At 41.5% G+C, this 26,538-nt stretch carries 24 protein-coding genes; 9 read left to right on the top strand and 15 right to left on the bottom strand.

What is annotated here, in order from left to right; genetic code table 11:
- Positions 1 to 3: 3 nt before the first annotated feature.
- Complete coding sequence (asnS, locus tag AC1RRY_RS13105) at positions 4 to 1,431, bottom strand: asparagine--tRNA ligase (RefSeq protein ID WP_492820089.1); 1,428 nt, start codon at positions 1,429 to 1,431, stop codon at positions 4 to 6.
- Positions 1,432 to 1,568: 137 nt separating this feature from the next.
- On the opposite strand from asnS, the gene AC1RRY_RS13100 reads away from it, so the two are divergent.
- On the top strand, positions 1,569 to 2,177 hold the full coding sequence (locus AC1RRY_RS13100; RefSeq protein WP_492820091.1) for a Uma2 family endonuclease: 609 nt from the start codon (positions 1,569 to 1,571) through the stop codon (positions 2,175 to 2,177).
- A 32-nt stretch (positions 2,178 to 2,209) separates the two neighbouring features.
- Here AC1RRY_RS13100 and AC1RRY_RS13095 read toward each other — a convergent pair whose 3' ends face one another.
- Positions 2,210 to 2,374: a type II toxin-antitoxin system antitoxin gene (locus AC1RRY_RS13095; RefSeq protein ID WP_492820093.1), complete on the bottom strand. Its 165-nt coding sequence runs from the start codon at positions 2,372 to 2,374 to the stop codon at positions 2,210 to 2,212.
- Positions 2,374 to 3,225, bottom strand: coding sequence for an SPFH domain-containing protein (locus AC1RRY_RS13090; RefSeq protein WP_492820095.1), 852 nt, complete (start codon positions 3,223 to 3,225; stop codon positions 2,374 to 2,376). Before AC1RRY_RS13090 ends, AC1RRY_RS13095 begins: the two co-directional genes overlap by 1 nt.
- Before the next feature lie 174 nt (positions 3,226 to 3,399).
- On the opposite strand from AC1RRY_RS13090, the gene lysS reads away from it, so the two are divergent.
- Positions 3,400 to 5,112 carry a lysine--tRNA ligase gene (gene lysS, locus AC1RRY_RS13085; RefSeq protein WP_492820097.1) on the top strand — a complete coding sequence of 571 codons (1,713 nt, stop codon included), beginning with the start codon at positions 3,400 to 3,402 and terminating at the stop codon, positions 5,110 to 5,112.
- A 392-nt stretch (positions 5,113 to 5,504) separates the two neighbouring features.
- Positions 5,505 to 6,305, top strand: coding sequence for an Ig-like domain-containing protein (locus tag AC1RRY_RS13080; protein WP_492820099.1), 801 nt, complete (start codon positions 5,505 to 5,507; stop codon positions 6,303 to 6,305).
- 203 nt (positions 6,306 to 6,508) lie between these two features.
- Here AC1RRY_RS13080 and AC1RRY_RS13075 read toward each other — a convergent pair whose 3' ends face one another.
- Positions 6,509 to 8,932: an endonuclease MutS2 gene (locus AC1RRY_RS13075; RefSeq protein ID WP_492820101.1), complete on the bottom strand. Its 2,424-nt coding sequence runs from the start codon at positions 8,930 to 8,932 to the stop codon at positions 6,509 to 6,511.
- 160 nt (positions 8,933 to 9,092) lie between these two features.
- On the opposite strand from AC1RRY_RS13075, the gene AC1RRY_RS13070 reads away from it, so the two are divergent.
- The 3 genes from AC1RRY_RS13070 (at position 9,093) to AC1RRY_RS13060 (ending at position 10,663) form a co-directional block, all read left to right on the top strand.
- Positions 9,093 to 9,599, top strand: a complete 507-nt coding sequence (locus AC1RRY_RS13070; RefSeq protein WP_492820103.1) for a PAS domain-containing protein — start codon at positions 9,093 to 9,095, stop codon at positions 9,597 to 9,599.
- A 13-nt stretch (positions 9,600 to 9,612) separates the two neighbouring features.
- Positions 9,613 to 9,828 carry a cysteine-rich CWC family protein gene (locus AC1RRY_RS13065; RefSeq protein WP_492820105.1) on the top strand — a complete coding sequence of 72 codons (216 nt, stop codon included), beginning with the start codon at positions 9,613 to 9,615 and terminating at the stop codon, positions 9,826 to 9,828.
- Between the two features lie 142 nt (positions 9,829 to 9,970).
- Complete coding sequence (locus AC1RRY_RS13060; RefSeq protein WP_492820107.1) at positions 9,971 to 10,663, top strand: hypothetical protein; 693 nt, start codon at positions 9,971 to 9,973, stop codon at positions 10,661 to 10,663.
- A gap of 3 nt (positions 10,664 to 10,666) precedes the next feature.
- Here the strand turns inward: AC1RRY_RS13060 and AC1RRY_RS13055 are convergent, their stop codons facing one another.
- The 5 genes from AC1RRY_RS13055 to AC1RRY_RS13035 form a co-directional block, all read right to left on the bottom strand.
- The gene (locus AC1RRY_RS13055; protein ID WP_492821326.1) at positions 10,667 to 10,864 is read right to left on the bottom strand and encodes a hypothetical protein; all 198 of its coding nucleotides are present in this window, start codon (positions 10,862 to 10,864) and stop codon (positions 10,667 to 10,669) included.
- A 224-nt stretch (positions 10,865 to 11,088) separates the two neighbouring features.
- Entirely contained in the window at positions 11,089 to 12,594 is a 1,506-nt protein-coding gene (gltX, locus tag AC1RRY_RS13050) for a glutamate--tRNA ligase (RefSeq protein ID WP_492820109.1), read from the bottom strand.
- 140 nt (positions 12,595 to 12,734) lie between these two features.
- Complete coding sequence (locus AC1RRY_RS13045) at positions 12,735 to 13,250, bottom strand: DUF2480 family protein (protein ID WP_492820111.1); 516 nt, start codon at positions 13,248 to 13,250, stop codon at positions 12,735 to 12,737.
- A gap of 85 nt (positions 13,251 to 13,335) precedes the next feature.
- Complete coding sequence (locus AC1RRY_RS13040; RefSeq protein ID WP_492820113.1) at positions 13,336 to 14,265, bottom strand: hypothetical protein; 930 nt, start codon at positions 14,263 to 14,265, stop codon at positions 13,336 to 13,338.
- A gap of 1 nt (position 14,266) precedes the next feature.
- Positions 14,267 to 14,599 carry a nucleotide pyrophosphohydrolase gene (locus AC1RRY_RS13035; protein WP_492820115.1) on the bottom strand — a complete coding sequence of 111 codons (333 nt, stop codon included), beginning with the start codon at positions 14,597 to 14,599 and terminating at the stop codon, positions 14,267 to 14,269.
- 283 nt (positions 14,600 to 14,882) lie between these two features.
- On the opposite strand from AC1RRY_RS13035, the gene AC1RRY_RS13030 reads away from it, so the two are divergent.
- Complete coding sequence (locus AC1RRY_RS13030; protein ID WP_492820117.1) at positions 14,883 to 15,932, top strand: M28 family peptidase; 1,050 nt, start codon at positions 14,883 to 14,885, stop codon at positions 15,930 to 15,932.
- A gap of 38 nt (positions 15,933 to 15,970) precedes the next feature.
- On the opposite strand, the gene AC1RRY_RS13025 is transcribed toward AC1RRY_RS13030, so the two are convergent.
- The 3 genes from AC1RRY_RS13025 to ribD all read right to left on the bottom strand — a co-directional run bounded on the left by AC1RRY_RS13025 (position 15,971) and on the right by ribD (position 19,714).
- Positions 15,971 to 17,638, bottom strand: a complete 1,668-nt coding sequence (locus tag AC1RRY_RS13025; RefSeq protein WP_492820119.1) for a S41 family peptidase — start codon at positions 17,636 to 17,638, stop codon at positions 15,971 to 15,973.
- A 156-nt stretch (positions 17,639 to 17,794) separates the two neighbouring features.
- Positions 17,795 to 18,595 carry a pyrroline-5-carboxylate reductase gene (proC, locus tag AC1RRY_RS13020; RefSeq protein WP_492820121.1) on the bottom strand — a complete coding sequence of 267 codons (801 nt, stop codon included), beginning with the start codon at positions 18,593 to 18,595 and terminating at the stop codon, positions 17,795 to 17,797.
- Positions 18,596 to 18,673: 78 nt separating this feature from the next.
- A complete protein-coding gene (gene ribD / locus AC1RRY_RS13015) occupies positions 18,674 to 19,714 on the bottom strand; it encodes a bifunctional diaminohydroxyphosphoribosylaminopyrimidine deaminase/5-amino-6-(5-phosphoribosylamino)uracil reductase RibD (protein WP_492820123.1) in 1,041 nt (346 codons plus the stop codon).
- A gap of 126 nt (positions 19,715 to 19,840) precedes the next feature.
- On the opposite strand from ribD, the gene prmC reads away from it, so the two are divergent.
- Both prmC and AC1RRY_RS13005 read left to right on the top strand, forming a co-directional pair.
- Positions 19,841 to 20,677, top strand: coding sequence for a peptide chain release factor N(5)-glutamine methyltransferase (gene prmC, locus AC1RRY_RS13010; protein WP_492820125.1), 837 nt, complete (start codon positions 19,841 to 19,843; stop codon positions 20,675 to 20,677).
- 120 nt (positions 20,678 to 20,797) lie between these two features.
- On the top strand, positions 20,798 to 21,769 hold the full coding sequence (locus AC1RRY_RS13005; protein ID WP_492820127.1) for an AAA family ATPase: 972 nt from the start codon (positions 20,798 to 20,800) through the stop codon (positions 21,767 to 21,769).
- 163 nt (positions 21,770 to 21,932) lie between these two features.
- Here the strand turns inward: AC1RRY_RS13005 and AC1RRY_RS13000 are convergent, their stop codons facing one another.
- The 3 genes from AC1RRY_RS13000 to AC1RRY_RS12990 all read right to left on the bottom strand — a co-directional run bounded on the left by AC1RRY_RS13000 (position 21,933) and on the right by AC1RRY_RS12990 (position 26,434).
- Positions 21,933 to 23,456, bottom strand: a complete 1,524-nt coding sequence (locus AC1RRY_RS13000) for a zinc-binding dehydrogenase (RefSeq protein WP_492820129.1) — start codon at positions 23,454 to 23,456, stop codon at positions 21,933 to 21,935.
- A gap of 50 nt (positions 23,457 to 23,506) precedes the next feature.
- Complete coding sequence (locus tag AC1RRY_RS12995) at positions 23,507 to 24,193, bottom strand: 3-keto-disaccharide hydrolase (RefSeq protein ID WP_492820131.1); 687 nt, start codon at positions 24,191 to 24,193, stop codon at positions 23,507 to 23,509.
- 99 nt (positions 24,194 to 24,292) lie between these two features.
- Positions 24,293 to 26,434, bottom strand: a complete 2,142-nt coding sequence (locus tag AC1RRY_RS12990; RefSeq protein ID WP_492820133.1) for a S9 family peptidase — start codon at positions 26,432 to 26,434, stop codon at positions 24,293 to 24,295.
- Positions 26,435 to 26,538 lie beyond the last annotated feature (104 nt).

The raw sequence follows: 26,538 nt of genomic DNA, 5'->3' as shown, positions 1-26,538 counted from the left end.
TGATTAAAATTCGGCACTCTTAGGTGTTCTTGGGAACGCGATTACGTCGCGGATGTTGGTCATGCCGGTTACAAACAATACCAGGCGTTCAAAACCTAAGCCAAAACCAGCATGTGGCGCAGAACCGAATTTACGGGTTTCCAGATACCACCAGATGTTTTCAGGGTCTATGCCTACTTCTTTCACACGAGCCACCAGTTTTTCGTAATCGTCTTCACGCTGTGAGCCGCCAATGATTTCACCAATACCCGGGAACAACACGTCCATCGCTCTGACGGTCTTACCGTCGGCATCCTGTTTCATGTAGAATGCCTTGATTTCGCGTGGATAGTTGGTCAGAATAACAGGCTTTTTGAAGTGTTTTTCTACCAGATAACGTTCGTGCTCTGATTGCAAATCTATACCCCATTCAACCGGATACTGGAATTTCTTCTCTTTATGCGCTTTTGATTTCAACAGAATATCAATGGCCTCAGTATAAGTCAGACGCTCAAACTGATTGTCAACCACCAGACGTAATTTTTCAATCAACGACATCGGGCTACGCTCATTCTGTGGTTTGTTTTTCTCTTCTTCCAACAGGCGTTTTTCTAAGAAAGCCAGATCATCAGCGCAGTTTTCGAGTGCATATTGAATCACATACTGCACAAAATCTTCGGCCAGGTTCATGTTGTCTTCCAACTCATAGAAAGCTACTTCCGGCTCTATCATCCAGAACTCAGCCAGGTGGCGGGTGGTATTTGAGTTTTCAGCGCGGAAAGTAGGCCCGAAAGTATAAATTTTCGATAAGGCCATCGCACCTAATTCTCCTTCCAACTGGCCAGATACTGTCAGGCTGGTTTCACGGCCAAAGAAATCTTCTTTATAGTCAATATCGCCTGACTCTGTTTTAGGAGGATTTTTGATGTCCAATGTCGTTACATGAAACATTTCGCCTGCACCCTCGGCATCAGAAGCCGTAATGATAGGCGTATGCAGGTAGAAGAATCCTTTATCGTTAAAATACTTGTGGATAGCAAAAGCCAGCGCATGACGAATGCGAAATACCGCACCGAAAGTGTTGGTACGGAAGCGAAGGTGAGCTTTTTCGCGCAGAAACTCCATTGAGTGGCGTTTCGGTTGCATCGGGAAAGTCTCATCGGCTGTGCCATACACTTCTACTTTTTCTGCTTTTACCTCAACCGCCTGTCCTGAACCTACCGATGCAATGAGTTTTCCGGTTATAGCCACACAGGCTCCGGTAGTAACCAGTTTAAGGGTTTCCTCATTAACTATATTTCCCTCTACTACAGCCTGAATATTATGGATGGTTGAACCATCGTTAATTGCAATGAATGTTACGGCTGCCTGCCCCCTCTTTGTACGCACCCAGCCTTTTACCGTTACTTCTTGTTGTACAGGTGTTTGTGTAAGTATTTCTTTAATCTGCATAAAAATAAAATCTTGTATGAACCGCAAAAATAGAGAAAAATAGCTAGTTATAAGTGGCTTTTTTGGAAATAAAAACAAAGGCTTAATAATAAAGTTAGGAGATTGTTGTAACTTAGTTTCATAAAATAAAAAGAGTGATGGTGATTGAGACAACGAAAAAGACGACTAAGAAGAAAATTCCTGAGGAGTTCATCTATGAAATAATGGATGGAGAGCCGATTTACTATAATGGCTATAAAGAGGCCATGAAAAAACAACTTAATGCTGAAGAAATAATGGGTAGCAGTTCACTACAATCTGAATTAGTAGTTTTTATTTTAGAGATAATTCTTAGGTCTTATAATCGTACAAAGTATAGAATACATACTAATGAATCTGGATTAAAGTTAGGATACAAAGATACTTTGGCAGGAGATATTCTGGTTTATGATAAACAGGTGCTGACACCCGATAAGATTACCACCAAATACTCAGATGTACCACCCAAGTATATTATTGAGATTGACACAAATGCCGATTTGAGTGAAAGTAGCTTTATGGAATACCTGACTCGTAAAACCGGAAAGCTGTTTGAGTTTGGAGTAGAAAAAGTTTTTTGGGTTATTACAGCAACTCAACAGGTAATTGTGACTTCTCCCGATGAAGACTGGTTAATTAAGGACTGGACTAAAGATGTAGAGTTATTTGATGGTATTACCATTAACATCGGGAAGTATCTGGATGATGAAGGCATAAAAGTATCCTAACAGGAGATACCAAAGTAGTACCTCCTGCGGATTTATTCTTCATTCTTCTTGCTCTTTTTTCGTTTTTTCAGAGCATCGTTCAAGATGAATTCTATCTGTCCGTTCAGGCTCCTGAATTCCTCTGCTGACCACTTCTCCAGTTCTTTAAGCACTTCGGGACTGATTCGTAATACAAATGCTTTTTTTTCGTTGGCCATTAGTTATACAAGGTTCCGGTATTTACTACAGGGCTTACAGATTTATCGCCACATAAAACTACTAATAAATTACTTACCATAGCCGCTTTGCGTTCTTCATCCAGGTACACAATTTCTTTTTCAGATAATCTGGCCAAAGCCATTTCTACCATACCTACGGCTCCTTCCACAATTTGTTTACGGGCAGCTACTACAGCTGTGGCTTGCTGACGTTGAAGCATAGCGTGTGCAATTTCCGGCGCATAAGATAAGTGGCTGATACGCGCTTCCATTACCTCTACACCCGCCTGTGTAATGCGCTCGTTCAGTTCTTTTTCCAGCATTTCATTAATTTTGCCTGAGCCGTCACGCAAGGTAATGTTGGCATGTTCGTCTTCAATATTATCATAGGCATACGAACTCGCCAGGTGGCGTACTGCAGCTTCTGACTGGATATCCACAAATTTTTGATAATCATCTACCTCAAAAAGCGCCTTGGCAGTGTCACTCACCCGCCATACTACCACAGCGGCAATCTCTATTGGATTTCCCATTTTGTCGTTTACTTTCAGTTTTTGTCCATTCAGGTTACGGGCACGCAAACTGATTTTCTTACGGCGAAACAGCGGATTCACCCAGCGTAATCCGTTTTGTTTCATAGTACCTTCGTAATTACCAAAGAAAGTAGTAACGGCTGCTTCGTTCGGATTAATGACCGTCAACCCGATAATGAGAATCAAACCTGCCACAGCAGTAATAATAGCCAGAGCGGGCGCATAAGTAACAAAGGTGACAAATGGTACTATCATTAAAAGCAATCCGGCTATTAATAGTAAATAACCCGACTGAGAGTATAATTCTTTTTCTTTCATAGGAAGTTTGATTTGATATTAAATTGATATCACAAAGATATTATAATTTATGAGAATGCAAAAAGAAAAAAATGATGGAAGATGCTTTTTACAGATGAATGGCAATAATTAAATAATCGACATTTTTTTTTAACTTTGCGGCTCATAACGAATTGAAAATAAAAAGATAAAGCGATGGTTCTTAGTGAACAAGAAATTTTACGCCGTCAGAAAAGACAAGATTTAATGGCTATGGGCATTGATCCGTACCCTGCCGAATTATTTGAGGTAAATGTAAATACTGCCGATATTCATAAAAACTACGAGAATAATAAGCTGGACTATAAGAATGTTTCAATTGCCGGCCGCCTGATGAACTTCCGTATCATGGGAAGTGCCTCATTTGCCGAACTGCAGGATTCTACCGGTAGAATCCAGTTGTATTTCCGTCGTGATGATTTGTGCCCGGATGAAGACAAGACTTTATACAACACCGTTTTTAAGAAACTACTCGATATAGGCGATATTATCGGCGTGAAGGGATATGTATTTACTACCCAAACCAACGAGATATCAATACATGTAACAGAATTTAAAATTCTGAATAAATCATTACGCCCGCTTCCGGTTGTGAAAGAGGTAGACGGCAAGGTATTTGATGCCTTCTCGGACCCTGAACAACGTTATCGCCAGCGTTATGTTGATTTAATAGTAAATCCGCAGATCAAAGATATCTTTATCAAAAGGGCAAGGATAATCAGCACCATGCGCCAGATGTTCGACGAAAGAGGTTGGTTAGAGGTAGAAACGCCGATATTGCAGCCTATTCATGGGGGAGCAGCGGCACGGCCGTTCAAAACGCACCACAATACGCTTGATATGCCTTTGTATATGCGTATCGCCAACGAGTTGTATCTGAAACGATTGATTGTAGGTGGTTTTGATGGTGTCTATGAATTCGGCAAGATGTTCCGCAATGAAGGTATGGACAGAACCCACAACCCGGAGTTTACATCTCTTGAATTCTATGTGGCCTACAAAGACTACGAGTGGATGATGAGCATTACCGAAGAAATATTTGAAAAAGTAGCCCTAGCTGTTCATGGGAATACGAAATTCAAATCAGGAGAGCATGAATTGGATTTTGTAGGACCGTTTGCCCGTTTAAGTATTCTGGAAGCCATAGAAAAGTATACAGGCGTTGATGTTGGTGCATTGTCGGAAGAAGAAACACGTCAGTATTGTCGTCAATGGGGAATGGAGATAGACGATACCATGGGTAAGGCAAAATTGATAGATGAGATTTTTGGTGAAAAAGTAGAAGCAAATCTGATCCAGCCGACTTTTATTATTGATTATCCGGTCGAAATGTCGCCATTGACCAAAAAGCACCGCACTAAACCGGGTCTGGTAGAGCGTTTCGAGTTGTTTGTAAACGGGAAAGAGGTAGCCAATGCGTATTCAGAGCTAAACGACCCGATTGACCAGCGCGAGCGTTTTGAAGAACAATTGAAATTGGCTGAAAGAGGAGACGAAGAGGCGATGGCTATGGACGAAGACTTTATCCGTTCGTTGGAATATGGTATGCCTCCAACCGCAGGGATTGGTATCGGTATAGACCGCCTGACCATGATGCTGACAGATAATGCCAGTATTCAGGAGGTGTTGTTTTTCCCACAAATGCGTCCTGAGAAAAAACAGGAAGTATCAACCGATGCAGACTATGAAGCCGTTGGTGTACCAAAAGTCTGGATCCCGGCTTTGCAGAAAATGGGCTTTGTAATGACTGAACAACTGAAAGGTGCCAATGCCAATAAGATTTTCAACGATTTGGGCGGACTGAGGAAAAAACTCAAAATAGAAGAAAAAATGCCGACACTTGATGAAGTGAAGGTGTGGGTGGAGTGATAGATAAAATGAGTCTTCAGCAAAGAGTTGACAACAAAAAATTCAAAAGTTAAAACTATGGTAGCTATTTTTTTTAATATTTAGTGATAATATGTATTTTTCAGTGTATATACGACTTGGAAAACCTTTAAAATCACTTTTTAATGCCTCAGAAGCGATTTATTCGGAATTGTTTGAATCTAATATTACATAAAATACTTATGAAACGATTCAAGTTTTATCTAATATATTAACAATATAAAATAAAGGATTTTTTGTCTATTCACGGACTTAAGTCCGCGAATGTTAAATAAAAAATATGCTTTTTTGTAGATACTTAATCTCTTCTTTTAAAGCATCAATAAACATGATTGCTTTGAGAAATTTAATTATATAAATGTAAAAATAAGAATATGGAAAAAGCGTTACTATTTTTTTGCTGTATTACAATTCTCTCTTCTTCTAGTTGTTCGAAAAGTGAGAATGAATCGATAGATGTATCAATTTCTACTGAGTCAACATTTTATAATGGTGTAGAGACAACTATTACTGCTACAACAAATAAGCAGGTCAATGAAGTCGCTTTTTACTTTGATGGCCAAAGTATAGGCTCATCAATCAAGTCACCTTATAGTATTAAATTTATTCCTAAAGATATAAAACCTAAAATCCATACTATAACATGCATCGCAAGAATTGGCAAAGAAAACCATACAGTTGAAAAGAAAATAGACGTAGCTTTAAGACTAGGTGATGAATTTGGAGGTGGTAGAATTTTTTATCTAGACTCCTCTGGAGAACATGGACTTATCGGTTCAAAAACTGACTTAACTTATGAAAATGAAAGTACTTTTATATGGGGAGGGACAAAATACTTAGGAACAACTCTCGGTAATGGAAAAGCCAATACCGCTCTTATGGCGGCAAATTCAGCCAATGATGGGTACGCTGGCTTTCATTTTAAAAACGGAGTTTACACACAAAACGGTTATTCAGATTGGTATATTCCAAGCTCTAATGAATTAGAGTTGCTTAAAGAAAATAAATTCCATGTTGGAGGTTTCTCAACTTTTTCGGACATACGTGCTATTTATTGGTCTTCTTCCGAATCCTCTGTTACAAATAACGCATTATTGTTAAATTTCAACGCTCTCATGGGAAACTATTGGGATAAGTATCGAGCTTTTCGAGTGCGACCTATTCGTAGCTTTTAATTTTTTGGTTCTTCCATTTTTACATCTTATAGTTGAATTGTTATAATATTATGAAAGAAGTATGACTTTCAATTAATGATAAAAAATATTCTGTTAATTGACAAATGCCTCATTTAGCTTAAGTTGAATATTATCCTCCAATCTATATCTTATAAATGTAAAAGCCATTCTAATGGCCGTCCCGCAAGGCAGCCTTCTTTGCTTTATTTCATTCTCACAATCGTTACACCCTGTCCGCCACGGTCGGCATGTTCGTCGGTCATGCCTGCCACCTGCTTGTAGGTCCGTAAGTGCTGGCGTATCAGATTTCTCAGGATACCATCGCCTTTACCATGAATGATGCGTAATTCCGGATACCCCAGCATGATGGCATCGTTCATCAGACTATCCACTTCTCCCAGCGCTTCTTCTCCACGCTTACCCCGTAAATCGAGGTTGAAACTGAAATTCATCATCTTTTCATTCAGATCTATGCCTGTCATTCTCGGTTTGATGCTTTCCTTTACCGCTTCTTTAAACTCTTTTCGGCTGAGCTTTTCGAGTCTGCTGAGTTTTATATTTGTTTTTAGCTCACCAATGGCCACCTCTGCATCTTTACCTTTCAATGAGAGTACCTCACCAATAGTGGGCTGACCCTTGATTCTCACATAACTTCCTATGGTTATTTCTCCCACTGCCAATTCCCACTCTTCCGAAGCCGGTTTCTTCTCCTCAATTTTTTCAAGTTTGAGTTCCTGATTTTCAAAGTTCTGCAGCTCCTGACGGATAAGCCTTGTTAAATCTTTATCGGCCTTGCCTTCTTTTATGTCCTTGATAGTGCCTTCAATCTTACGATTGGTTTCTTTCAATAGCTCTCTGGCTTGTGCTTTGACGTCGTTCAGAATTTTCTTTTTTTCCGTTTCCAGAAAACTCTTCAGCCCGTTATATTGCTCCAGTGTATTTTTCAACTGCTGGTTTTTCTCAATAAACTCCTTATTTCTGTCTGAAAAAACCTTCCGCTCAATTTCAAGCTCTTTAATCAACTTCTCGAAATCTATCTGCTGGGTACCCAATTTGCGTTTGGCGTTATCTACCACCTGTTTAGGCAGACCTATTTTCTGGGCTACTTCCAGTGCAAAAGAACTACCCGGCTTGCCTATTTCGAGTTCATAGAGCGGTTCCAGATGTTCGGCATCAAATTTCATGGCGCCGTTGATGGTTCCACTGTTTTTGTTGGCAAATACTTTCAGGTTGGTATAGTGCGTATTAATAACACCGTAGGCGTTTGAGCGCAACAATTGTTCCAGAATCGATTCTGCAATGGCTCCGCCCAGGCTGGGTTCAGTGCCTGTTCCGAACTCGTCAATCAGAAACAAAGTGTATTTGTTTGCGAAATTGACAAAGTGTTTCATGTTCGTAAGGTGCGAACTATAAGTACTCAGGTCGTTTTCTATGCTCTGCTCATCACCAATATCAATAAATATATTCTTGAATATACCTACTTTAGAGTCGGGAGAAGCCGGTACTAAAAGCCCGCATTGTGCCATGTATTGCACCAGGCCAATGGTTTTCAGCATGACCGATTTACCTCCGGCGTTTGGCCCCGAAACGAGTACAATTCTATTCTCGTGGTCTAACTTTATCGAAAGCGGAACAATCGCTTTGTTTTGTTTCTGATGCGCCAGATACAACAGCGGGTGTGTTGCTTTAAACCATTCCAGAGCCTGGTTTTCAACTAAAAGGGGCGCAGTTGCATTAATGGTTAAGGCAAATTTAGCCTTAGCTCTTATGAAATCAATTAACCCTAAGAACAGGTAAGCTTTGCGTAAGGCCGGCACATGCGGACGTAAGAATGCGGTGAGTTTCTCCAGTATCTTCACTATCTCGCGGCGTTCGCGGGCTTCCAGTTCTCTTATTTCATTGTTGGCTTCCAGTACTTCGGCAGGCTCTACAAAGGCCATTTGTCCGGTGGCCGATTCATCATGCACAAAGCCTTTCAGCTTACGTTTGTGCTCCGATAAAACCGGAATCACCATTCGCCCGTCACGGATGGTCAGAGACATATCGTCACCAATCCAGCCGCTGTTTCGGGCTGTCCGGAGAATACGTTCGAGCGTTTTTCTTAGTTCGCTTTGTTCAGCTATCAGACGTCGGCGGATATCAGCCAGCTCGGGTGATGCCGAATCACGTACTTTGCCTCGTTCGTCAATAATTTTATCAATCTGAGAAATAACCCCTCCCCAGCCGTCATCGCTTGATGCCGGTAATGAGTTGCTTGTCAGTAATTTTAACTCCGGATAAATGGCTTCTTCTTTGGTTTTGAAGAAATGGATAATCTGCTGAATGGTACGGAGTGAAAGTTTTATTTCAAAAAACTGCTCTTCCCCAATGAATGCCCCCTCGATAGAAGCCCTTGCCAGCGCATCGCTTACATCAATGTAGTTCTGCTCAGGGAAGCCCGGTTCAACCTGTAGAATCAGCTTAAACTCGGCCGCCTGTCTGATTAAACGGTCTATTATTTTATAATCATCCGAAAAACGTATTTTTTCAACAAAGGCTCGCCCGAGCGAACTCACACATTGCTCAGCAATGAGTTCACGAATTTTATCAAATCCTATTTTTTGTTCTATATTTTGTGGGTAAAGCATTTTTTTTATTTGAAAACGGGTGCAAATTTACTAAAAATTTCCGGTCTTTTTTCAGGAGAAGACACACACAAACCTATTCCGTCAGGATACTACATATATCAATTCAAAAGAATTTAAACATTCTTGTTGAATTGATAGTATAAATTATAAAATAAAAACGATGTTTGACATACCTGCTTTTATCCGAACAGAAAATCATATTAAGCCGATTTCTGCTCCATTGCTTTGCTGGGATATAGCCAATCTTGACCTGGACAGACGCATCAGGATTCAGCATGACATAGAACAACTCGATTATCTGACAGAATTGTATCAATGGAAACTTGATAAAAGCTATCATTCATACCTTATTGATAATTGCACATTGGTAGTTACTAATCTTTCAAAAGAAATTATCTGGGCGAGCCGGGCTTTCCGACCCATGACTGGCTATGAAACAGACGATATTATTGGTAAAAGACCCTCGTTTCTGCAAGGGAAAAGAACGAATCTGCAAACGTTGAAGTTTATCAGCGAAAAACTTTTTAATTTTGAACCTCTTGCTGCCCGGATACTGAATTATCGTAAAAGTGGTGAGGCATACTGGTGCGGTATTAAAATTGCTCCGGTTCAGAATAAAGAAAACGTTGTGACACACTTTATTGCCATTGAAAAAGAAGTAAATTAATCGACTACAATCTTTGGTTACACATTCATCACATATTTGTCCCAGATGCCAGCAATTATTTGAGTGCAAGGCGGCAGAAATCGGTATTTGCCAATGTAGTGGCGTTCAACTGAGCAAAGAACTATCTCAACTAATCAGGGCACAATATGAGGCATGTTTGTGTATTAATTGCCTGAAAACCCTTAAACAAGCGCATGACAATCAAAAACAGAAAAATAGTTCTGTATAGTTTTACGGATATGTATGCTTGTTTTTAGATTATCCTTTTAGTTTTTGTCTGATTCTTTCCTTATTTGCGGTAGATTCAGGAAATTTGAATTAAAGTGACTATAAAAAGACAGATTCAGGTTTGATTACCTTCTTAACCAATCATGATAAAGATTGTCCCTATTGCACTACTACTTGTTATTGAGTTAGTAATATTTTATGAAGTGAGCCCCTCATATGCCTACCCGCTCCGCGGACTAATTCATCTGTATATGGCGTACTGGTATTATTCTGAAAGAAAGCATTCGCTTAATATTATCGACCGGCTATTTATTATTTCATGCCTTATTCCAGCCATTACGCCCATTCCTATTTTCATATTCGGCTTTACCTGGGGAACTGTACTGGAAGTTATTTTATTGCTGGTAAGTTATCAGTTGCTTATCAGAATCTTTGCATTGGAAGGGGCGAGAATCAGGTTTTCAAACAATTTCAGAACCTTTAGCAAGGTGCTGGTTCCGTTTGTGTTTTTTCCGCTGGTTTACTTTGTATTCACTATACTTCCGATCGGCAGGGTTGATGTAATCTTAATCTTGTCTGTCTATCTGTTGCAGATTATGTATATGTCGGTGTTGTCGGCATATTTACCCTATCAGGAAAAAAGCAAGTTGTATGTATCTTTAGGAATGTTCTTTATTCTGTTCGCCAGCGGTGCCAGTTTTAATCGGGTGTATGTAGCTTCTTATTTTTTCGATTACGGCATAGTGCGTATCGCCGCTAATATGGGCAGAATACTGATTATTGTAGGGTTATTAAACCGTGTACGGAAAGAGGTTCGGTTATCCCGAACAGCCTAAAATCTATTTTTCAGTATCTTTCTTGCGGTTACGAAGTTTTTTGTCATCAACCGTATTATTCAAAAAGCTGTTGATTTTATCAATTTCAAAGCTCATCTGGATTTCACCGAAAGAGTTTATTTTGATATCAAAGCCATTAAGATCTTTGTGTACACGAGGATTTTCGGCCTGCGCCTTATCGTCTGTTTTCTTCTTTGCCATAGTTTTAGAAGTTTAATAGGTCTAATAGACTTAAACCTGTTTGTTTATACTTTGTTCACTATCACCTGCTGCCCTATCTCGCTGTTATCACATAAGCAACAAAACAGCTTTCACAAATTTAACGGAATAACGCTATCTCTCTACGTGAATGCTCAGATATTTAATCGTTATATTTTGTGTGTTTCATAACCGAGGTTAACTGAAACACACAAAACAATACTATTTTATCCGAGCGTTGTTGTCGCTTTTTCTATTCTTGCAATTACTTCAGCTTTACCCAGAATCTCGAGCATAAGCATCAAATCAGGGCCTTTGCCTACGCCTGTAATCGACAGGCGGAAAGCCTGCATTACTTTACCCGGCTTAAGACCGGCTGCTTCTAATGCCGGGAAGATAGTATCATGAATATTATGTGCCACAAATTGCTCTTCACCAATGCCTTGTAGGGCTTCTTTAATGGCTCCCATTGCCTTGCGGGCATCGTCATTCCATTTGGTTTTCACAATCTCTTCATCATAAGCGGCGGGCGCTTCAAAGATAAAAGGCACTTCGGTTACAATTTCCTGAGGAAAAGTAACACGGTCTTTCATCAGGCGTACCAATTTAGGTGCAATGTCAGCAGATGTTCCTGCCGGAAGCTGAATGATAGCTGCCAGTTCTTCATCCGATTTCTCTTTCAGATAATGCTGATTAAACCATTTGGCTTTGTCAACCATGAAACGGGCACCTGCTTTATGTATTTTTTCAAGGCTGAACGATTCAACCAACTCTTCCATTGAGAAAATCTCCTGCTCGGTTCCCGGATTCCAGCCCAGAAAAGCCAGAAAGTTGACAAGCGCTTCGGGGAAATAGCCGTCTTCTCTGAAACCTCTTGCTTCTTCACCGGTAAAAGGGTCTTTCCATTGGAGCGGAAACACCGGGAAGTTACCCAGTAAACCATCCCTTTTGCTGAGTTTACCGTTCCCTTCGGGTTTCAATAAAAGGGGTAAGTGTGCAAACTCAGGTGCCTGCCAGCCTAAAGCTTTGTACAATAAAATATGAAGCGGAGCCGATGGCAACCATTCTTCTCCGCGAATCACATGCGTGATGCCCATCAGGTGGTCGTCAACTATATTGGCCAGATGGTAAGTAGGCATACCATCTGATTTCAGCAACACTTTGTCGTCAATGGTAGATGAGTGTACAACCACCCACTCACGTATTATGTCTTTAAAACGGATTTCTTCTTTTAAAGGTACTTTCAGGCGTATCACGTGCGGTTCTCCGTTCGCAATTCTTGCGTCTACTTCTTCTTTCGGAAGCGTCAGAGAGTTTTTCATCTGCATTCGGGTAACGGCATTGTAAGACGTATTATCTACTTTGGCTTCTTCCAGGCTTTTGCGCATTTCTTCCAGTTCCTCGGCTGTATCAAAGGCATAATAAGCTTTTCCGGCTTCTAACAGCTGGTCGGCATACTGGCGGTAGATGGCTTTTCTTTCCGATTGTCTGTATGGGGCATCCGGCCCGCCGACACCCTGGCCTTCGTCTATTGTAATACCTATCCAGCTCAGGGCTTCTAATATGTATTCTTCTGCTCCGGGTACGTAGCGGTTCTGGTCGGTATCTTCGATACGAAGCAACATCTTACCGCCCATTTTGCGGGCAAATAAATAATTATACAAAGCCGTGCGGACCCCTCCGATATGGAGCGGGCCTGTCGGGCTGGGAGCAAATCTTACACGAACAGACATAATTTTATACAATGAATTTCTTAATCCCCTGAATCTGAAAAGGGTCTTTGTGACCAAAAATTAAAACGGGGCGCAATTTACGAAAAAATGCAGGCCAATGAGCTAATTTTTAAAAATTAGCAATTCCATAAAGAAGGAGTTTATACTTTGGGTTTCTTATACAAGGGCACTGTACTGCAGGGTTCACCAAACATAATACTCTGTGCATAAGGCTTTAACCGACGAGTGATTTCGACGTAAGCAGCAATTGGTACAGGTACTTTGCTACATCCTTTTACTACCACTTTGGCTCCTGTGTAATCATGGTAATCGATTTTTGCAATGGCTTCATCGTATAGTTTTCTTTCCAGATCATCCAGAGTGCCAAATACTATCATGTTCGCATAGGGCTCCAGATAGGTGGTCAAAAGCATATAGGCCCAGGTAGGTATAATCGCGTCTTCAGAGCAGGTAATGGCAACATTTTTATTGGTATAGTAAACCCAGTCGTGGGTTTTCAGAAATTCACGAAAGTCTTTTTCCCGCAATATTAACCCCATATACAGATTATCCTTAAGGTCGTAAACTATCCTGTCGCCGGGATGATAAAAACCTTCCAGATCTAAAGAAATCAGGCCACTTTTGCTTACTCTGTTTATGATTAGTTCTTCTTCCATAGTAGTAAAATAAAAAAAGTACCATTGAGGGCGTTAAGCACACTACCAATGGCACAATGACTTATGCTCTGATATAACATTTTCTTTAGTCAGAAAGTTTGCTATCGACAGAATCAGATTCTCCTTTTGCTGTATCAGTATTTTGTTTTGTACTGACGGCAAGGGGGACAGGCTTTAAAGAAATATATTCAAATGCCCCGCTGAGCATCCATATTTTAACAAAAACCCTACAGAAAATGAAGGCCTGCTGAACAATAAACATAAGGGCAATTTTAAATGCCGACGTCATACCTACAGCAGATTCAAGAAACAGATATATCAGAATCAGCGCCAATGCTACAATAAGAATGGCCCAGTAGATACGCATGGTTTTGAAATTGTGAAATAGATAGTTTGCAGCTTTCCAGAAGCCCGCTCCGGCACTGAGCGACAGGTTTTTGAACAGGATTACCTTGGCATAGTTGCCGATATTTAACACGATGGTCAGCAAAAAGCCTGAAAGTAACAAAGATGGTGTAAGCCATGCCAGTTGTAGTGGCTCGGTGCTGCCGTCGGAAACTACGAGAGAGACACCTATAAAAGCGAAAGAAATGATTCCTGCTCCAAGCAAAACCACCAGTTCAATCAGAAACACAAGCAGGAATTTACCAAAATAATGCGCTGAGTTTTTGAAAAAGTCGTTTAATCTGAATGTGCCTCGCTTAGCAAATTGAGAGAGTATACCCCCCGCAAAAAAGATATTGAGTATCAGATAAACAACAGACAGCGCAAAACCCAGAAGCCAGAAAGGGCGCAGTGATTTGCGGTTTTCATTGAGAAAATCAGAAATAACGGTAAAATCAAAACCGATAAGCAGTTTTTCGAACTCCAAAGAGTTTTGTGCTTCCGACTGAAGCATATTATAAAGCGGTGTTGCCAGTATTAATCCAAGAGAAAGGTTGAGTATAAAAACTGTCAGAACCATTTTCCAGTTTTGAGCAGTTCTGTTAAAAGCCTGGGAGAGTATCGTAAACATATTACATATTGGTTAGTTTTTCGTTGTTTTGGTGCCGCAATTTATCTCTTTTTGTTTTCTTATCAATGTTTTTGCGAAAAGCTTCTGTTAAATCTATATTTGTTTGATTAGCCAGACATATCAGTACAAACAATACATCGGCCATTTCATCAGCCAGATCTTTATCTTTATCAGATTCTTTTTCTGATTGCTCACCGTATCGGCGGGCCATTATCCGGGCTACTTCTCCTACCTCTTCGGTGAGTATGGCCAGATTGGTAAGTTCGTTAAAATATCGTACTCCAATTGTTTTTATCCAATTATCAACTTCTGACTGGGCCTCGGCTATAGTCATATCAATCATATTTTTTTGAGTGCAAAACTACGCAAAAATAATACTCTGCGAAATACAAGGCCTGGCACATCGTTGTTTTATAACGATACAAAGCGGTATTGTGGTAAAATAAATTGTAAGTTATTTATTATCAGTATGTTGTGAAAATATTTTAGATGATTTCATATACGAATTAATTTTATTTTAATAGCTGAACCGAAAATAAATACCTTTGTAGTTAAAAATTCATGCCAGAGCTGACTTGAGTAAATAAGTCGAATCTAGAGTCAATATTAATTAAATAATGATGAAATCATTTCAAAACCAGACAATCAAAAGAATATATTCCCCCTATCGGGTTATAGTGTTTTTAGTAGCGGTGTTTGTAATAGCAGTTTCGTGCAGGCATAATACGAGCTCTGGTACAACTACCGGAACCGAGCAGATAAAGCTGGCCACCACACCGGATTTCAACGCAGACTCTGCCTATGCTTTGATTGAATCTCAGGTAAAATTCGGTCCGAGGGTACCCGGCACACCTGCGCACGCAAAAACCGGAGACTGGATGATTAAGAAGCTGAAAGCGTATGGCTTTGAAGTAACCGAGCAGCGTTTTATGCCGGTAACTTTTGATGGCAAGGTTCTAAATGCCCGTAATATCATCGGCAGCTATAACCCCGCAGCTACTAAAAGAATATTACTGGCGGCTCATTGGGACACCCGCCCGTTTGCAGATAAAGATACAAAGAAAAAAGAACGGGCTATTGCCGGTGCCAACGATGGCGCCAGTGGGGTAGGCGTGTTGCTGGAAATTGCCCGTGCTATTCATTCGTCACCGCAAAAGCTTAATCTGGGTGTCGATATTATTTTCTTTGATGCCGAAGACTGGGGTGAAAAAGATGACATGCAACCGGCGCAGAATAAAGTGTTCTGGTGTTTAGGCTCACAGTATTGGGCAGCCAATTTGCATAAACCTAACTATTCTGCCTATTTTGGTATTTTGCTTGATATGGTAGGAGCCAAAGGCGCTACTTTTCCGAAGGAAGCGCAGTCGGTACAATTTGCGGGAAGCATTAATAACCGGGTATGGGATATTGCCGGTCGCCTGGGCTTCGGGCAGTATTTTATTCAGCAGGAAGCAGGCGGTGTTACAGATGACCACTACTTTGTAAACACTGTTGCAAGAATACCCATGATTGACATTCTGCATCAGGAGTTGAGCGGTAACCGAACTTTTGGTGCCTATCATCATACTCATGCCGACAATATGAGTATCATTGATAAAAGTACCCTGAAGGCAGTAGGGCAGACGGTTACACAGGTATTATATCAGGAAGACAACGATACTTTCTAAAATAAAAACGGGAGTTAAGGCTCCCGTTTTTATTTTGATTAAAACCTCTTTTCTTTTTCCAATTTCTCCGCTTTTGCAAAGCTCTTCATAGCGGTTGTAATCATCGGGTCGTCGTTAAAGACAATCTGATAGTATTCGTTGTTCAGACCATTCTTTACACTGCGTTGCCACACATGCCTTGCAATAGCCGCTTTAAGCTGCAGTTTTACAAATTCTTTTGAGTCTGCAAATTCCTTAGGATTATACTTTATACCTGTCTGTTCCAGATCTTTGTTCATGCTGCCGAGCATGGCGTCACTAACGGTAAAGTTTTTCAGATAAGCTTCAAACGATTGTTTCAACAAGGCTTTGCGGTTTTCGTTCGCATAGCTCATGGCATATTCGCGGATAATATTCCGGCCGTACAACTCCATCAGATACTTGGTGATATGGCTGGTATCACGGGGTACGAATATGTCAGGACTAATACCACCACCACCGTACACAGTTCTACCTCCTACGGTTTTGAAGCGCATTTTCGGGTTGTTTTTGATACTATCTGCTATAAAATATTCGCCTGATTTACCCCTGTCGTCCAGTTCGTGTTCATAGTTATCCAGGCTACCTTTTACATAAGGTTTCTGAATGCTTCTGCCGCTAGGTATATAATAGCGCGAGATAGTGAGGCGTAATTCAGAACCATCAGAAAGTTGAATAGGTTGTTGTACCAGACCTTTACCGAAAGTTCTGCGACCTACCACCAGAGCTCTGTCATAATCTTGTAGTGAGCCTGATACAATCTCTGAAGCCGAAGCGCTTCCTTCATCAACCAGAACCACAATCGGGCCTTCCTCAAACATGCCATCGGTATGGGCAAAGGTTTTACGATTGTTGCGGGTGTCTTTTCCGTCAGTATATACAATTACTCCTTTTCCGGCTACCATTTCATCTACTATGTCGGTAGCTCTGTCCATATAACCACCCGGGTTACCTCTCAGATCCAGAAGCAATTGCTTCATGCCCTGTTTCTGTAAAGCAGTAAGGTGCCCCTTGAATTCGTCGTAGGTAGTTTCAGTAAAACGGTTAATTTTCAGGTAGCCGGTCTTGTGGTCGTCCATAAGATAGGCCGCATCAATAGAGTATTGCGGTATTTTATCACGAATCACCGAAAATGTCAGCAAATCTTTAAAGCCCTTTCTTTTTACTTCAATTTTCGCTTCCGAGCCGCGTTTCCCTCTCAGGTTTGAAAAAATATTGGTCGAGCTAGACTCCTTGCCTGTCAGGCTATTATTATTGGCTTTGATGATGGCATCACCGCTTTGAATACCTACGGCTTCAGAAGGGCCCCCGGCCAATGCAGTGACCACATATACAGTATCATTGAATACGTTGAATTCGATACCGATGCCATCGAAACCGCTTTCCAGTTGCGAGCGAGCCAGCAGAGCGTCTTGCGGAGGAAAATAATAGGTGTGCGGGTCTAGTTTTTCAAGCATTTTGGTGATTGAATAATCAACCAGACTATCGGTATTGACACTGTCTACATAACTTCTGTTGATGTAAGAAAGAATCTCACGGAATTTACTCGAACTCCGTGACACATCACCGGCCGCACGTCGTCCACCGAAAAACGTTGCCCCGATCAATATCCCCAATGCCAGCGTAGTACCCACAATAATAGGAGTACGAACAGTAGCTTTGTTATTCTGAATTTTATTCTCTTCCACTTTCAGGCTTTATTTATAATAGATGCTTATTTGTAAATAAATATAGTAAATAACTAACAAAATGCTACATCAAAATGTGATTATTCCACGGTTGATACCGTAGCACATTATTAACAGAAAATACGCCAAATAAATTTTGCAAGTACTTGTTTTTCATTACTTTGATAGTTCTTTTGCCCGGCGCTCAGCAGCCAGAATACCACTAACCAATCCTTCAGGCAATTGGCGTTCTTCAAAGGTTCGTAATGCGGCCTCGGTAGTACCTCCTTTCGAAGCCACGGCTTTGATCAAATCGTCAAGACTTTTCTCGGCATTGTTAATGAGATGATAAGACCCCAGCATAGTTTGTTTTACCAGCAGGCTGGCCATTCCTTCATCAAATCCCATTTGTTTACCGGCTTCAATCATGTGTTTTACCAGATAATAGAAATAGGCAGGGCCGCTGCCGCTGAGTGCCGTTACGGCATCAATCATACTTTCGTCTTCCAGATACACCGAGCGGCCGGTGGCATTAATCAAGTTTTCGACCTTACGCAATTTAGAAGCATCTACCTCAGCGGCCGCTGTAAAACCGGTGATTCCCATACCCAGCATGGCAGGAGTATTCGGCATGGCTCTTACAACCAGTCTATGATTGAGGGTCTCCTGTATTTTGCTGATGGGAATCCCGGCCATAATAGACAATACCACCTGTTGCGGCTGAATAACCGTGCTCAGTTCGTCTCTCAATGACGCAAAATCCTGCGGCTTTACCGAAAGTATTATTAGCTCATAGTCGGCTATCTGCGCATTGATGGTGCTTACTACTACACCTTCTTTGGCGCTTTTGAGAGTCTCGCTGCGTTCCTGACTTTTTTCTATCAGTAATAAATCTTCTTTTTTTACTAAATCATACTGCAAAAATGAACGGGCAAAAGCCATTCCCATGTTCCCGCAGCCTATAATGGCAATTTTCATGTATCAGCAGCTCCATACCCTTTATTGGAGCATTTTTGGTGAAAGATGATTACCCTTTAGGGTGAAAGGTAACCGGTTCTACAAAAGTAGCGATGATTTGTAAATTGTCAGTTCATCGCCCGATAAGTTTTGCTTATCAGTTATATCAATATTCTTAGGCATTATAGGTGCTGCTACGCCTTTATGAAAATGACCTGAACAGCGAAAAACACGGATTTCATCAAAAAGCTGCGCCTCAATAAAACTCTCTAACAGTTTAGTGCCGCCTTCAACATAAACCGACTGTATTTTCCTTTGATAAAGCTCATCCAGCAGATTTTTAATAAATGCTTCGCCGAATCCAACCTTAATGTGTGTGTTTCTTCCTTCTGATTTACTTATTGACTCGTTAATAATCCATGTATCCTGTGTCTGGTCGAACAGGTGCAGCGATTGCGGTAATTGCAATTGCCTGTCGACAACGATTCTTATCGGATTTTTACCCCCCTGCCATTCCCGTACGTTGAGCCTGGGATTATCATATCTGGCAGTGTTAGTGCCTACCAATATAGCATCTTCTTCACTACGCCATTTGTGCGCTGCCTTGTGCGATAACGCATTGCTGATTTTCAGGGGTTGATAATTTTCTCCGGCTATAAAGCCGTCGGCAGTTTCAGCCCATTTCAATATGATATAAGGACGTTTTTTTTCAACATAAGTAAAAAAGCGTGCATTGAGTGCCCGTCCTTTTTCTTCCAATAACCCTTTTTCAACTTCAATGCCGGCATTTCGGAGTTTCTCTATCCCCTTGCCAGCTACCAGCGGAAAAGGGTCGTCATTGCAAATGACCACTTTTTTTACCCGGTGTTGCACGAGCAAATCGGCACAGGGAGGGGTTTTGCCAAAATGAGAGCAGGGTTCTAGCGTAACATATACGGTAGATTCGGGCAACACTGAAAGGTCTTTTACTGCATTCACCGCATTCACTTCTGCGTGCCAGTCGCCGTATTTTTTATGCCAGCCTTCACCTACTATCCGGTCGTTATGCACAATCACGCAACCAACCATAGGGTTAGGACTTACCAGTCCCAGACCCAGTTCGGCCAATTGCAAGGCTCTCAGCATGTATTTTTCTTCCATTCTCAATTTACCGGATTAGTGATTAAGCAAATTAGTCAATAATTTTGTGTCTCATTATATTTTAATACATTGAAAGACGGCATCACCGCTAAACAACTTTTTAATCAATTATTACACCAAATTACGGTGTACGACACACAGGAAGCAAAAGAAATTGTTTTCTGGTTGCTTGAGCATGAGCTGAATCTCAGAAAAACAGATATTCTTGCCGACAAACCGTTGAATAATGCTTTAACTATTGACTGGGCTTCGATTATCAGCAGGCTTAATAACCATGAGCCGATTCAGTATATTATAGGTGAAACAATTTTTTACGGAAGAAAATTTCTGGTTAATGATGCGGTTTTAATACCCAGGCCCGAAACTGAAGAACTAATAGCCTTGATTAGTAAATGGGAAGGAGAAACTAATAACCGGACAAAGCCGAAAACGGTACTCGATATAGGCACAGGCAGTGGATGTATTGCCGTATCGTTGGCAAAAGAATTGAGCCATGCCACTGTTTTTGCGTATGATATTTCGGAGAAGGCGCTTGACATGGCACAGAAAAATACATTGATTAATGAGGCAACGGTGACTTTTGAAAAAGTAGACATTCTTCAATACCTGGCGAAAGGCACATCCATTGAACCGGAGTTTGATGTAATTGTCAGTAATCCGCCTTATGTTACCCGGCAGGAGGCCATGAAGATGCGACAGAACGTGCTGGGTTTTGAACCCCATTTGGCACTTTTTGTAGAAGACCATGAGCCTTTGATTTTCTACGAGGCCATTGCCCGCTTTGCCTCCGGGGCTTTGAAAGAAAACGGTGTGGTAGCTGTTGAGATTAACGAGAGCCTTGGGAACGAAACGGCCGGAGTATTTTCAAAAGCAGGTTTTGCAGATGTTTCGCTGATTAAAGACATTCATCAGAAAAACAGATTTGTACTGGCTGCATTTAGCAAAAAGATGAAAAAGGATTAAGGGGTTATGAGGGATTTTCCTAACTTCACACTTTGTAAATCATGATACACAGATGATTTTCCTAAAGTCATCTGATTTTTATATTAACCCTGGCATTTGGTCAAAATCCTGATAAATAGAATGGAAAGTTCGAGAATTTTACATAAAAAGATAAGAGAAGTTTTTTCAGAGACAAGCAAAGTAGTGATTGGTCAGGAGCGATTGATTAACCGCTTGTTGATCGGACTTTTTACAGGGGGTCATATTCTATTAGAGGGCGTTCCCGGGTTGGCCAAAACTAAAACCATTAATATACTAGCCAAGGTGTTAGACCTGGGCTTTAACCGTATACAATTCACGCCCGATTTACTACCGTCTGATCTGGTGGGCACCATGATTTATAACCAGAAATCAGGAGATTTTGAAGTAAAAAAAGGGCCGATTTTCTCAAACCTGATTCTGGCGGACGAGGTAAACCGTGCCCCGGCCAAAGTACAATCGGCATTACTGGAAGCAATGGCCGAAAAACAGGTAACTATCGGCGATGAAACGCATCAACTGGATAAGCCATTTCTGGTAATGGCTACTCAGAACCCGGTAGAGCAGGAGGGAACCTATCCACTGCCGGAAGCACAAGTAGACCGTTTTATGATGAAAGTTTTTGTGGATTACCTTGATAAAAACTCTGAGCTGGAAATGGTAAGAAAAATGGCCAACCTGAACTTTAACTATGTTCCACAACCGATTTTAAATAAGGAAGAGATTTTTGCCATCAGGGAGGAAATTAACCGGATTACTATTTCGGAGGTGCTGGAGAGATACATCATTGAATTGATTTTCTCTACACGCCGTCCGGCGGAATATGGTCTGAAAGACGAAGCCCGCTACATACAATTCGGGGTTTCGCCACGGGCGGGTCTTTCTCTATACAATGCTGCCAAGGCATTAGCATATTTCGACGAAAGAGACTATGTATTGCCGGAAGACATCAAGGCCTTAGTGCATGATGTTTTCAACCACCGGATTATCTTGAACTATGAAGCCGAAGCAGACGGCATCACCACCCGACAGGTGATAGATACGCTGTTGAAGAAAGTAGCAATTGGCAGATGATGGTTGTTATTCATCCAATTTTCGTAAAGACGTATTGCCATACGTCTCCGGTGGCCTTGTAAAACCAGTAAGTTGTTTTTTGCCTGTTCAACAACAAATTCGTAGATAACCTGATTCGCTGATAAGCCGTAATGCATTACGGCTCTACCAGATTCTTTATTGATTACTCATAAACCACACTCAATACCTCCGCTACGCAGGCGGGTTTTTCTGAACCCTCCAATTCAAAAATGGAGTCAATCGTTAACTTCACACCATTCGGTTGCAGGTTTTCAGCATCTTTCAAAACAGCTTTCATACGTATTCTGCTACCTGATGGTACCGGTGAAATAAATCTAACCCTGTTAATGCCATAGTTAAGCCCCATTTTAGCGGATTCAATTTTATACAATTCATAGATGAATCTGGGGAAAAGCGATAATGATAAAAAGCCATGGGCAATGGTTTTACCGAATGGAGAAAGCTGCTTGGCCATTTCTTCATTGACGTGAATCCACTGGTTGTCAAAAGTGGCTCTGGCGAAGTCGTTAATCATTTCCTGCGATACGGTTTGCCAGCTTGATGTCCCCAGTTCTTTGCCTTTAAAATCTTTCAGCTCAGCAATGTTCTTGAAAATAATCGTATTACCCTCTTTTTTTGTTTCCTGCGGTTTTTGCTCTTCTGCTCTTATTTCTTCTTTCGGCGCTTCATATTGCGGCATTTGTATTTCATCAGAAGTTACTACCACGGCTTTACCTACTACCTTCCGGTTCATCATGTCCTGAAGTGCCTCGGCAGCTTTTTCAAGCGGATACAACTGATGAATATGTGGACTAAGCTTACCTTTCATGAAAAATCCGGCCAGTTCCTGAATATTCTGAAAACTTTTGGCTGATTCTTTTTCTGCAAATTGTCCCCAGAAAACACCTACAATAGAACAGCCTTTCAGCAAAGCCAGATTCAACGGTATTTTGGGTATTTCTCCGGCAGCAAAACCTACTACCAGATAGCGGCCTTTCCAGGCCATTGAGCGTAGTGCCGGTTCTGCATATTTATCTCCAACGGCATCATAGACTACGTCTACACCTTTCCCATCGGTTAATAGTTTGATTTGGTCTCGCAGGTCTTCTGTGCTGTAATTGATGGTGTGTTCCGCTCCTTTTTCCTTGCAGACTGCCAGCTTTTCGTCTGTTGAGGCTGCTGCTATTACTTTAGCTCCCATCAGTTTTCCTAATTCAACTGCTGCCAAACCTACTCCACCGGCTGCTCCTAAAACTAGCAGGGTTTCACCAGCCTTTAGCTCTGCCCGGTCTTTCAATGCATGGTAAGAAGTACCATAGTTGTACATGACTGAGGCCGCTGTCACGTAATCCATAGACGGTAACATCGGGAAGACCCTACGGGCATCAACCAGTACTTCTTCCGCCATTCCTCCCCAGCCTGTCAAAGCAAAAGCCTTATCACCCGGCTTCACATGTTTTACGCCTTCGCCTACTTCTTTCACAATACCGGATACCTCTCCACCCGGAGAAAAAGGCAAGGCAGGTTTGAACTGATACAGATTCTGAATGATGAGTGTATCGGGGAAATTAACACTGCAGGCTTTTACACTGATAACCACTTTGCTGGCTTCAGCTTTCAGGGGTTCAATGTCTTCCAGAACCAATGTGTCGGGTGTTCCGAACTGCTTGCACAAAAGGGCTTTCATAGATGGTTTTGTTTAGTAGGGAGGGTTAACGTTATTTTAAAGCAGTAGGCTTAGTCTGTCAATCGGGTAATAGGTGTAAAATCAACTTTACGGAACTCAACCTCTGAACCCTCAGCTTGTAAGGCAATCTGACCCTGGCTGACGGTACAGTTAAAGCCATGATTCACCAGATCTCCGTTCACCCATACTTTTACCTGATTCCCCAGGCATTCTACCCGCATGGTATTCCATTGACCAACCTGTTTTTCTGAGTTATCGGTCAGGTTAATAATTCTACGCTCTTTTCCATCGACTGAGCCCCAGTTCTTTTTCGGGCCTCTTCTTTTTTCCATATCCGGCACACTGATGTCTTCACCAATACACCAGAAATCCCCGGCATTTTTGTGCATCAATTGGGCTTCAATAGCTTTCGGGAACATGCCATACAATACCCGTGGTGTGGAGGCATGCACCAAAACCCCGCAATTGCCCGGTTTGGCAGCAAAGCGATATTCTACTTCCAGCCGATAGTTTTTATAAACCGAATCAGTAATGATATGCCCTTGTGGGTCAGCCAGACTTACCAGCATGCCATTGCGAATAATAAACGGATTTTTGGCGTTGGAGTTATTGTCCATCGCCGGAACGTCAATGTGCCAGCCAGCAAAATTTTTGAAATTAAACAGGCTCCTGGTTTGCCCGCTAGCCACATTAAATGCCAGTATTGATAGAAAGCCCAGAACGAAAATCTTCTTCATGAAAAATTGATTGTGTATGACAGGATTGAACAGGTATTCTATAAAAATAGCCAATAGCTTTTTAAAAGTACTATTGGCTACCTTATTTTTTCTTTCAGATTATTTCAAGAGCCCGGCAGGTACGGGTTTTTCGAGTAAATATTTGTATATAAATCGAGTTTTCAGGTTATCAAAATGCTGCCCTTTATTACCTCTCCAGCCGTGTCTTCCGCCGGGGTACAGCATAAATTCAAAATCCTTTTTGCTGTCTTCCAGCTTGCTGATTAACTGAATACTGTTTTGCATGTGCACGTTGTCGTCCATGGTACCATGTACAATCTGTAGCATGCCTTTGTATTTATCGGTATGTGTCATTACACTGCTGGTTTTATAACCTTCGGGGTTTTCGGCAGGGGTATCCATAAAACGTTCCGTATAAGCGCTGTCGTATAGACTCCAGTCGGTTACACTACCTCCGGCCATGCCGTGTGTAAAGACATCACTGCCATAAGTAAGGGCATAGCAACTCATATAACCACCATAGCTAAAGCCTGTGATGCATATTTTAGTCGGATCAGCAATGCCTTTGTCTATCAGCGATTTTACCAGTGTGGTGTAGTCTTTCATTTCCCAATAACCCAGGTTACGGTGCATGTATGCTACGCCTTCTTTACCAAAGTGCCCACTGGCGCGATGATCAAGCGATACCTGAATCAGTCCTTCCTGCGCATACCATTGGCTTTTAGGCGACCATGTCCATTGATCATATACAGTACCTGCATCCGGGCCACCGTAAATACTGATTAATACAGGATACTTCTTGCCCGCTACCATGTTTTGAGGATAGGTAATGGTCATAGGTAAATCAAACAGACCATCATCGCTTTTTACTCTTAACAGCTCTGTTTTGGCCCGGTTATAATTGTCCATTTCGGAGCCTTTTATACTACCAAGGTCTTTAATTATTTTGCCGTTGTTATCCACTACGGCTATTGAAGTCGGCGTGGTGATACTTGAATAAGTAGTAACGAAGTATTTGAAATCGGGTGAGAGTTGAATCAGACGGTGATTGAAATCTCCGAAAGTGAGACGTTTCAGATTTTTTCCGTCGAAATCCACTCTGTAAAAATCGAAGCGGGCTGAATTCTCCAGTCCGCGTGCCTGGAAATAAACCACTCTGTTTTTCTGGTCAATGCCCTCTACCGATTTGACAGTGAACTTTCCGTCGGTAATGTTGTTTCTGAATTTTCCGTCAGTACCATACAGGTACAGCTGGTTCCAACCGCTTTTATCACTCAGAATAATCATTTCTTTGTTTCCGTCCAGCAAGGTAAGCCGATTATCGGCGTCACTGATATCAATCCATGCTTTTTGAGTTTCGGCATATACTTCTTTTTTGCTGCCATTAACCGGCGAAACATTATAGATTTTCAGGTTGTCGTTCCCCCGGTTAATCCATTGCACGGCCAGGCCACTTCCATCCAGTAGCCACTCCGGCCATCCAAAATATTGTTCTTCTTTTTCGTTGAAATCAGCCCAGACTGTTTTGCCCCCCAGTGGAGAAACAAAACCGATTTTAGCTTCGGGATTCGGGTCGCCACTTTTCGGGTATCTTGTTTCTTCAATAAACCCGTGCTGGCCTTCACTGTTATAAAGCGGAAACATCTGAATTTTGCTTTCATCAAAGTGCATGTAGGCTAGTTTCTTGCTGTCCGGACTCCACCAGAACGCTCTGAAACGCGTAGCACGACCAAAGATTTCTTCCCAATACACCCACGTGGCATAGCCATTTAATGTCGTCTTGGTACCATCGGTAGTGAGTTTAACCTCCTTACTGGTTTTCAGGTTATAAGTATAAAGGTTATTGTCTTTTGTATAGGCAATGAAGTTGCTGTCCGGCGAAAACGTCGGGTTCTTCTCTTCGGCCTTATCGTTAGTCAGTTGTTTCTCCTTGTCGCCATCTTTTAAAAAAATGTCATTGTCTTTTACCAGAACTGATAATCGGGGTTGCGGTATTTTAGAAGAAATATCAGCTTTCCCTTCGGTCATGTTGCCGGTTGTAAGATCCAGTACAAAACTTTTGTTGCCTCCGGTTCTTTGCACCACTGATAGTTTGTCGCCATTGGCCCATTGCACTTGCGGCAGCAACTGCTGGAAATCCTTAGGTGTACGCTCTGCTTTTAAATCATTGATGTCAAATTCCTTTTTTTGGGCAAAAGCGAAGGTATTGCTGATGAGTAAAAGTACTATGACTTTTTTCATGGTTTATGAAGTGTTTAGTTTAATATGATATGTAATCTGTGCCTAAAAATAGATAAATTTTTAATTCTTCTCTTACACAACAGAGGAATTGTAGATAAGTTCTG

This window comes from Emticicia sp. GW821-FHT11C11, assembly GCF_058808615.1.
This window is presented reverse-complemented; position numbering and strand designations above follow the sequence as displayed.

Coding starts and splice junctions, on each gene's coding strand:
- AC1RRY_RS13030 (WP_492820117.1), top strand. CDS start 14,883: ATGATGAAATCATTTCAAAACCAGACAATCAAAAGAATATATTCCCCC.
- AC1RRY_RS13005 (WP_492820127.1), top strand. CDS start 20,798: ATGGAAAGTTCGAGAATTTTACATAAAAAGATAAGAGAAGTTTTTTCA.
- AC1RRY_RS13000 (WP_492820129.1), bottom strand. CDS start 23,456: ATGAAAGCCCTTTTGTGCAAGCAGTTCGGAACACCCGACACATTGGTT.
- AC1RRY_RS13045 (WP_492820111.1), bottom strand. CDS start 13,250: ATGGAAGAAGAACTAATCATAAACAGAGTAAGCAAAAGTGGCCTGATT.
- gltX (WP_492820109.1), bottom strand. CDS start 12,594: ATGTCTGTTCGTGTAAGATTTGCTCCCAGCCCGACAGGCCCGCTCCAT.
- AC1RRY_RS12990 (WP_492820133.1), bottom strand. CDS start 26,434: ATGAAAAAAGTCATAGTACTTTTACTCATCAGCAATACCTTCGCTTTT.
- AC1RRY_RS13035 (WP_492820115.1), bottom strand. CDS start 14,599: ATGACTATAGCCGAGGCCCAGTCAGAAGTTGATAATTGGATAAAAACA.
- AC1RRY_RS13095 (WP_492820093.1), bottom strand. CDS start 2,374: ATGGCCAACGAAAAAAAAGCATTTGTATTACGAATCAGTCCCGAAGTG.
- AC1RRY_RS13075 (WP_492820101.1), bottom strand. CDS start 8,932: ATGCTTTACCCACAAAATATAGAACAAAAAATAGGATTTGATAAAATT.
- AC1RRY_RS13070 (WP_492820103.1), top strand. CDS start 9,093: ATGTTTGACATACCTGCTTTTATCCGAACAGAAAATCATATTAAGCCG.
- asnS (WP_492820089.1), bottom strand. CDS start 1,431: ATGCAGATTAAAGAAATACTTACACAAACACCTGTACAACAAGAAGTA.
- AC1RRY_RS13090 (WP_492820095.1), bottom strand. CDS start 3,225: ATGAAAGAAAAAGAATTATACTCTCAGTCGGGTTATTTACTATTAATA.
- AC1RRY_RS12995 (WP_492820131.1), bottom strand. CDS start 24,193: ATGAAGAAGATTTTCGTTCTGGGCTTTCTATCAATACTGGCATTTAAT.
- lysS (WP_492820097.1), top strand. CDS start 3,400: ATGGTTCTTAGTGAACAAGAAATTTTACGCCGTCAGAAAAGACAAGAT.
- AC1RRY_RS13055 (WP_492821326.1), bottom strand. CDS start 10,864: ATGGCAAAGAAGAAAACAGACGATAAGGCGCAGGCCGAAAATCCTCGT.
- AC1RRY_RS13100 (WP_492820091.1), top strand. CDS start 1,569: ATGGTGATTGAGACAACGAAAAAGACGACTAAGAAGAAAATTCCTGAG.
- AC1RRY_RS13040 (WP_492820113.1), bottom strand. CDS start 14,265: ATGTTTACGATACTCTCCCAGGCTTTTAACAGAACTGCTCAAAACTGG.
- AC1RRY_RS13080 (WP_492820099.1), top strand. CDS start 5,505: ATGGAAAAAGCGTTACTATTTTTTTGCTGTATTACAATTCTCTCTTCT.
- ribD (WP_492820123.1), bottom strand. CDS start 19,714: ATGGAAGAAAAATACATGCTGAGAGCCTTGCAATTGGCCGAACTGGGT.
- AC1RRY_RS13060 (WP_492820107.1), top strand. CDS start 9,971: ATGATAAAGATTGTCCCTATTGCACTACTACTTGTTATTGAGTTAGTA.
- proC (WP_492820121.1), bottom strand. CDS start 18,595: ATGAAAATTGCCATTATAGGCTGCGGGAACATGGGAATGGCTTTTGCC.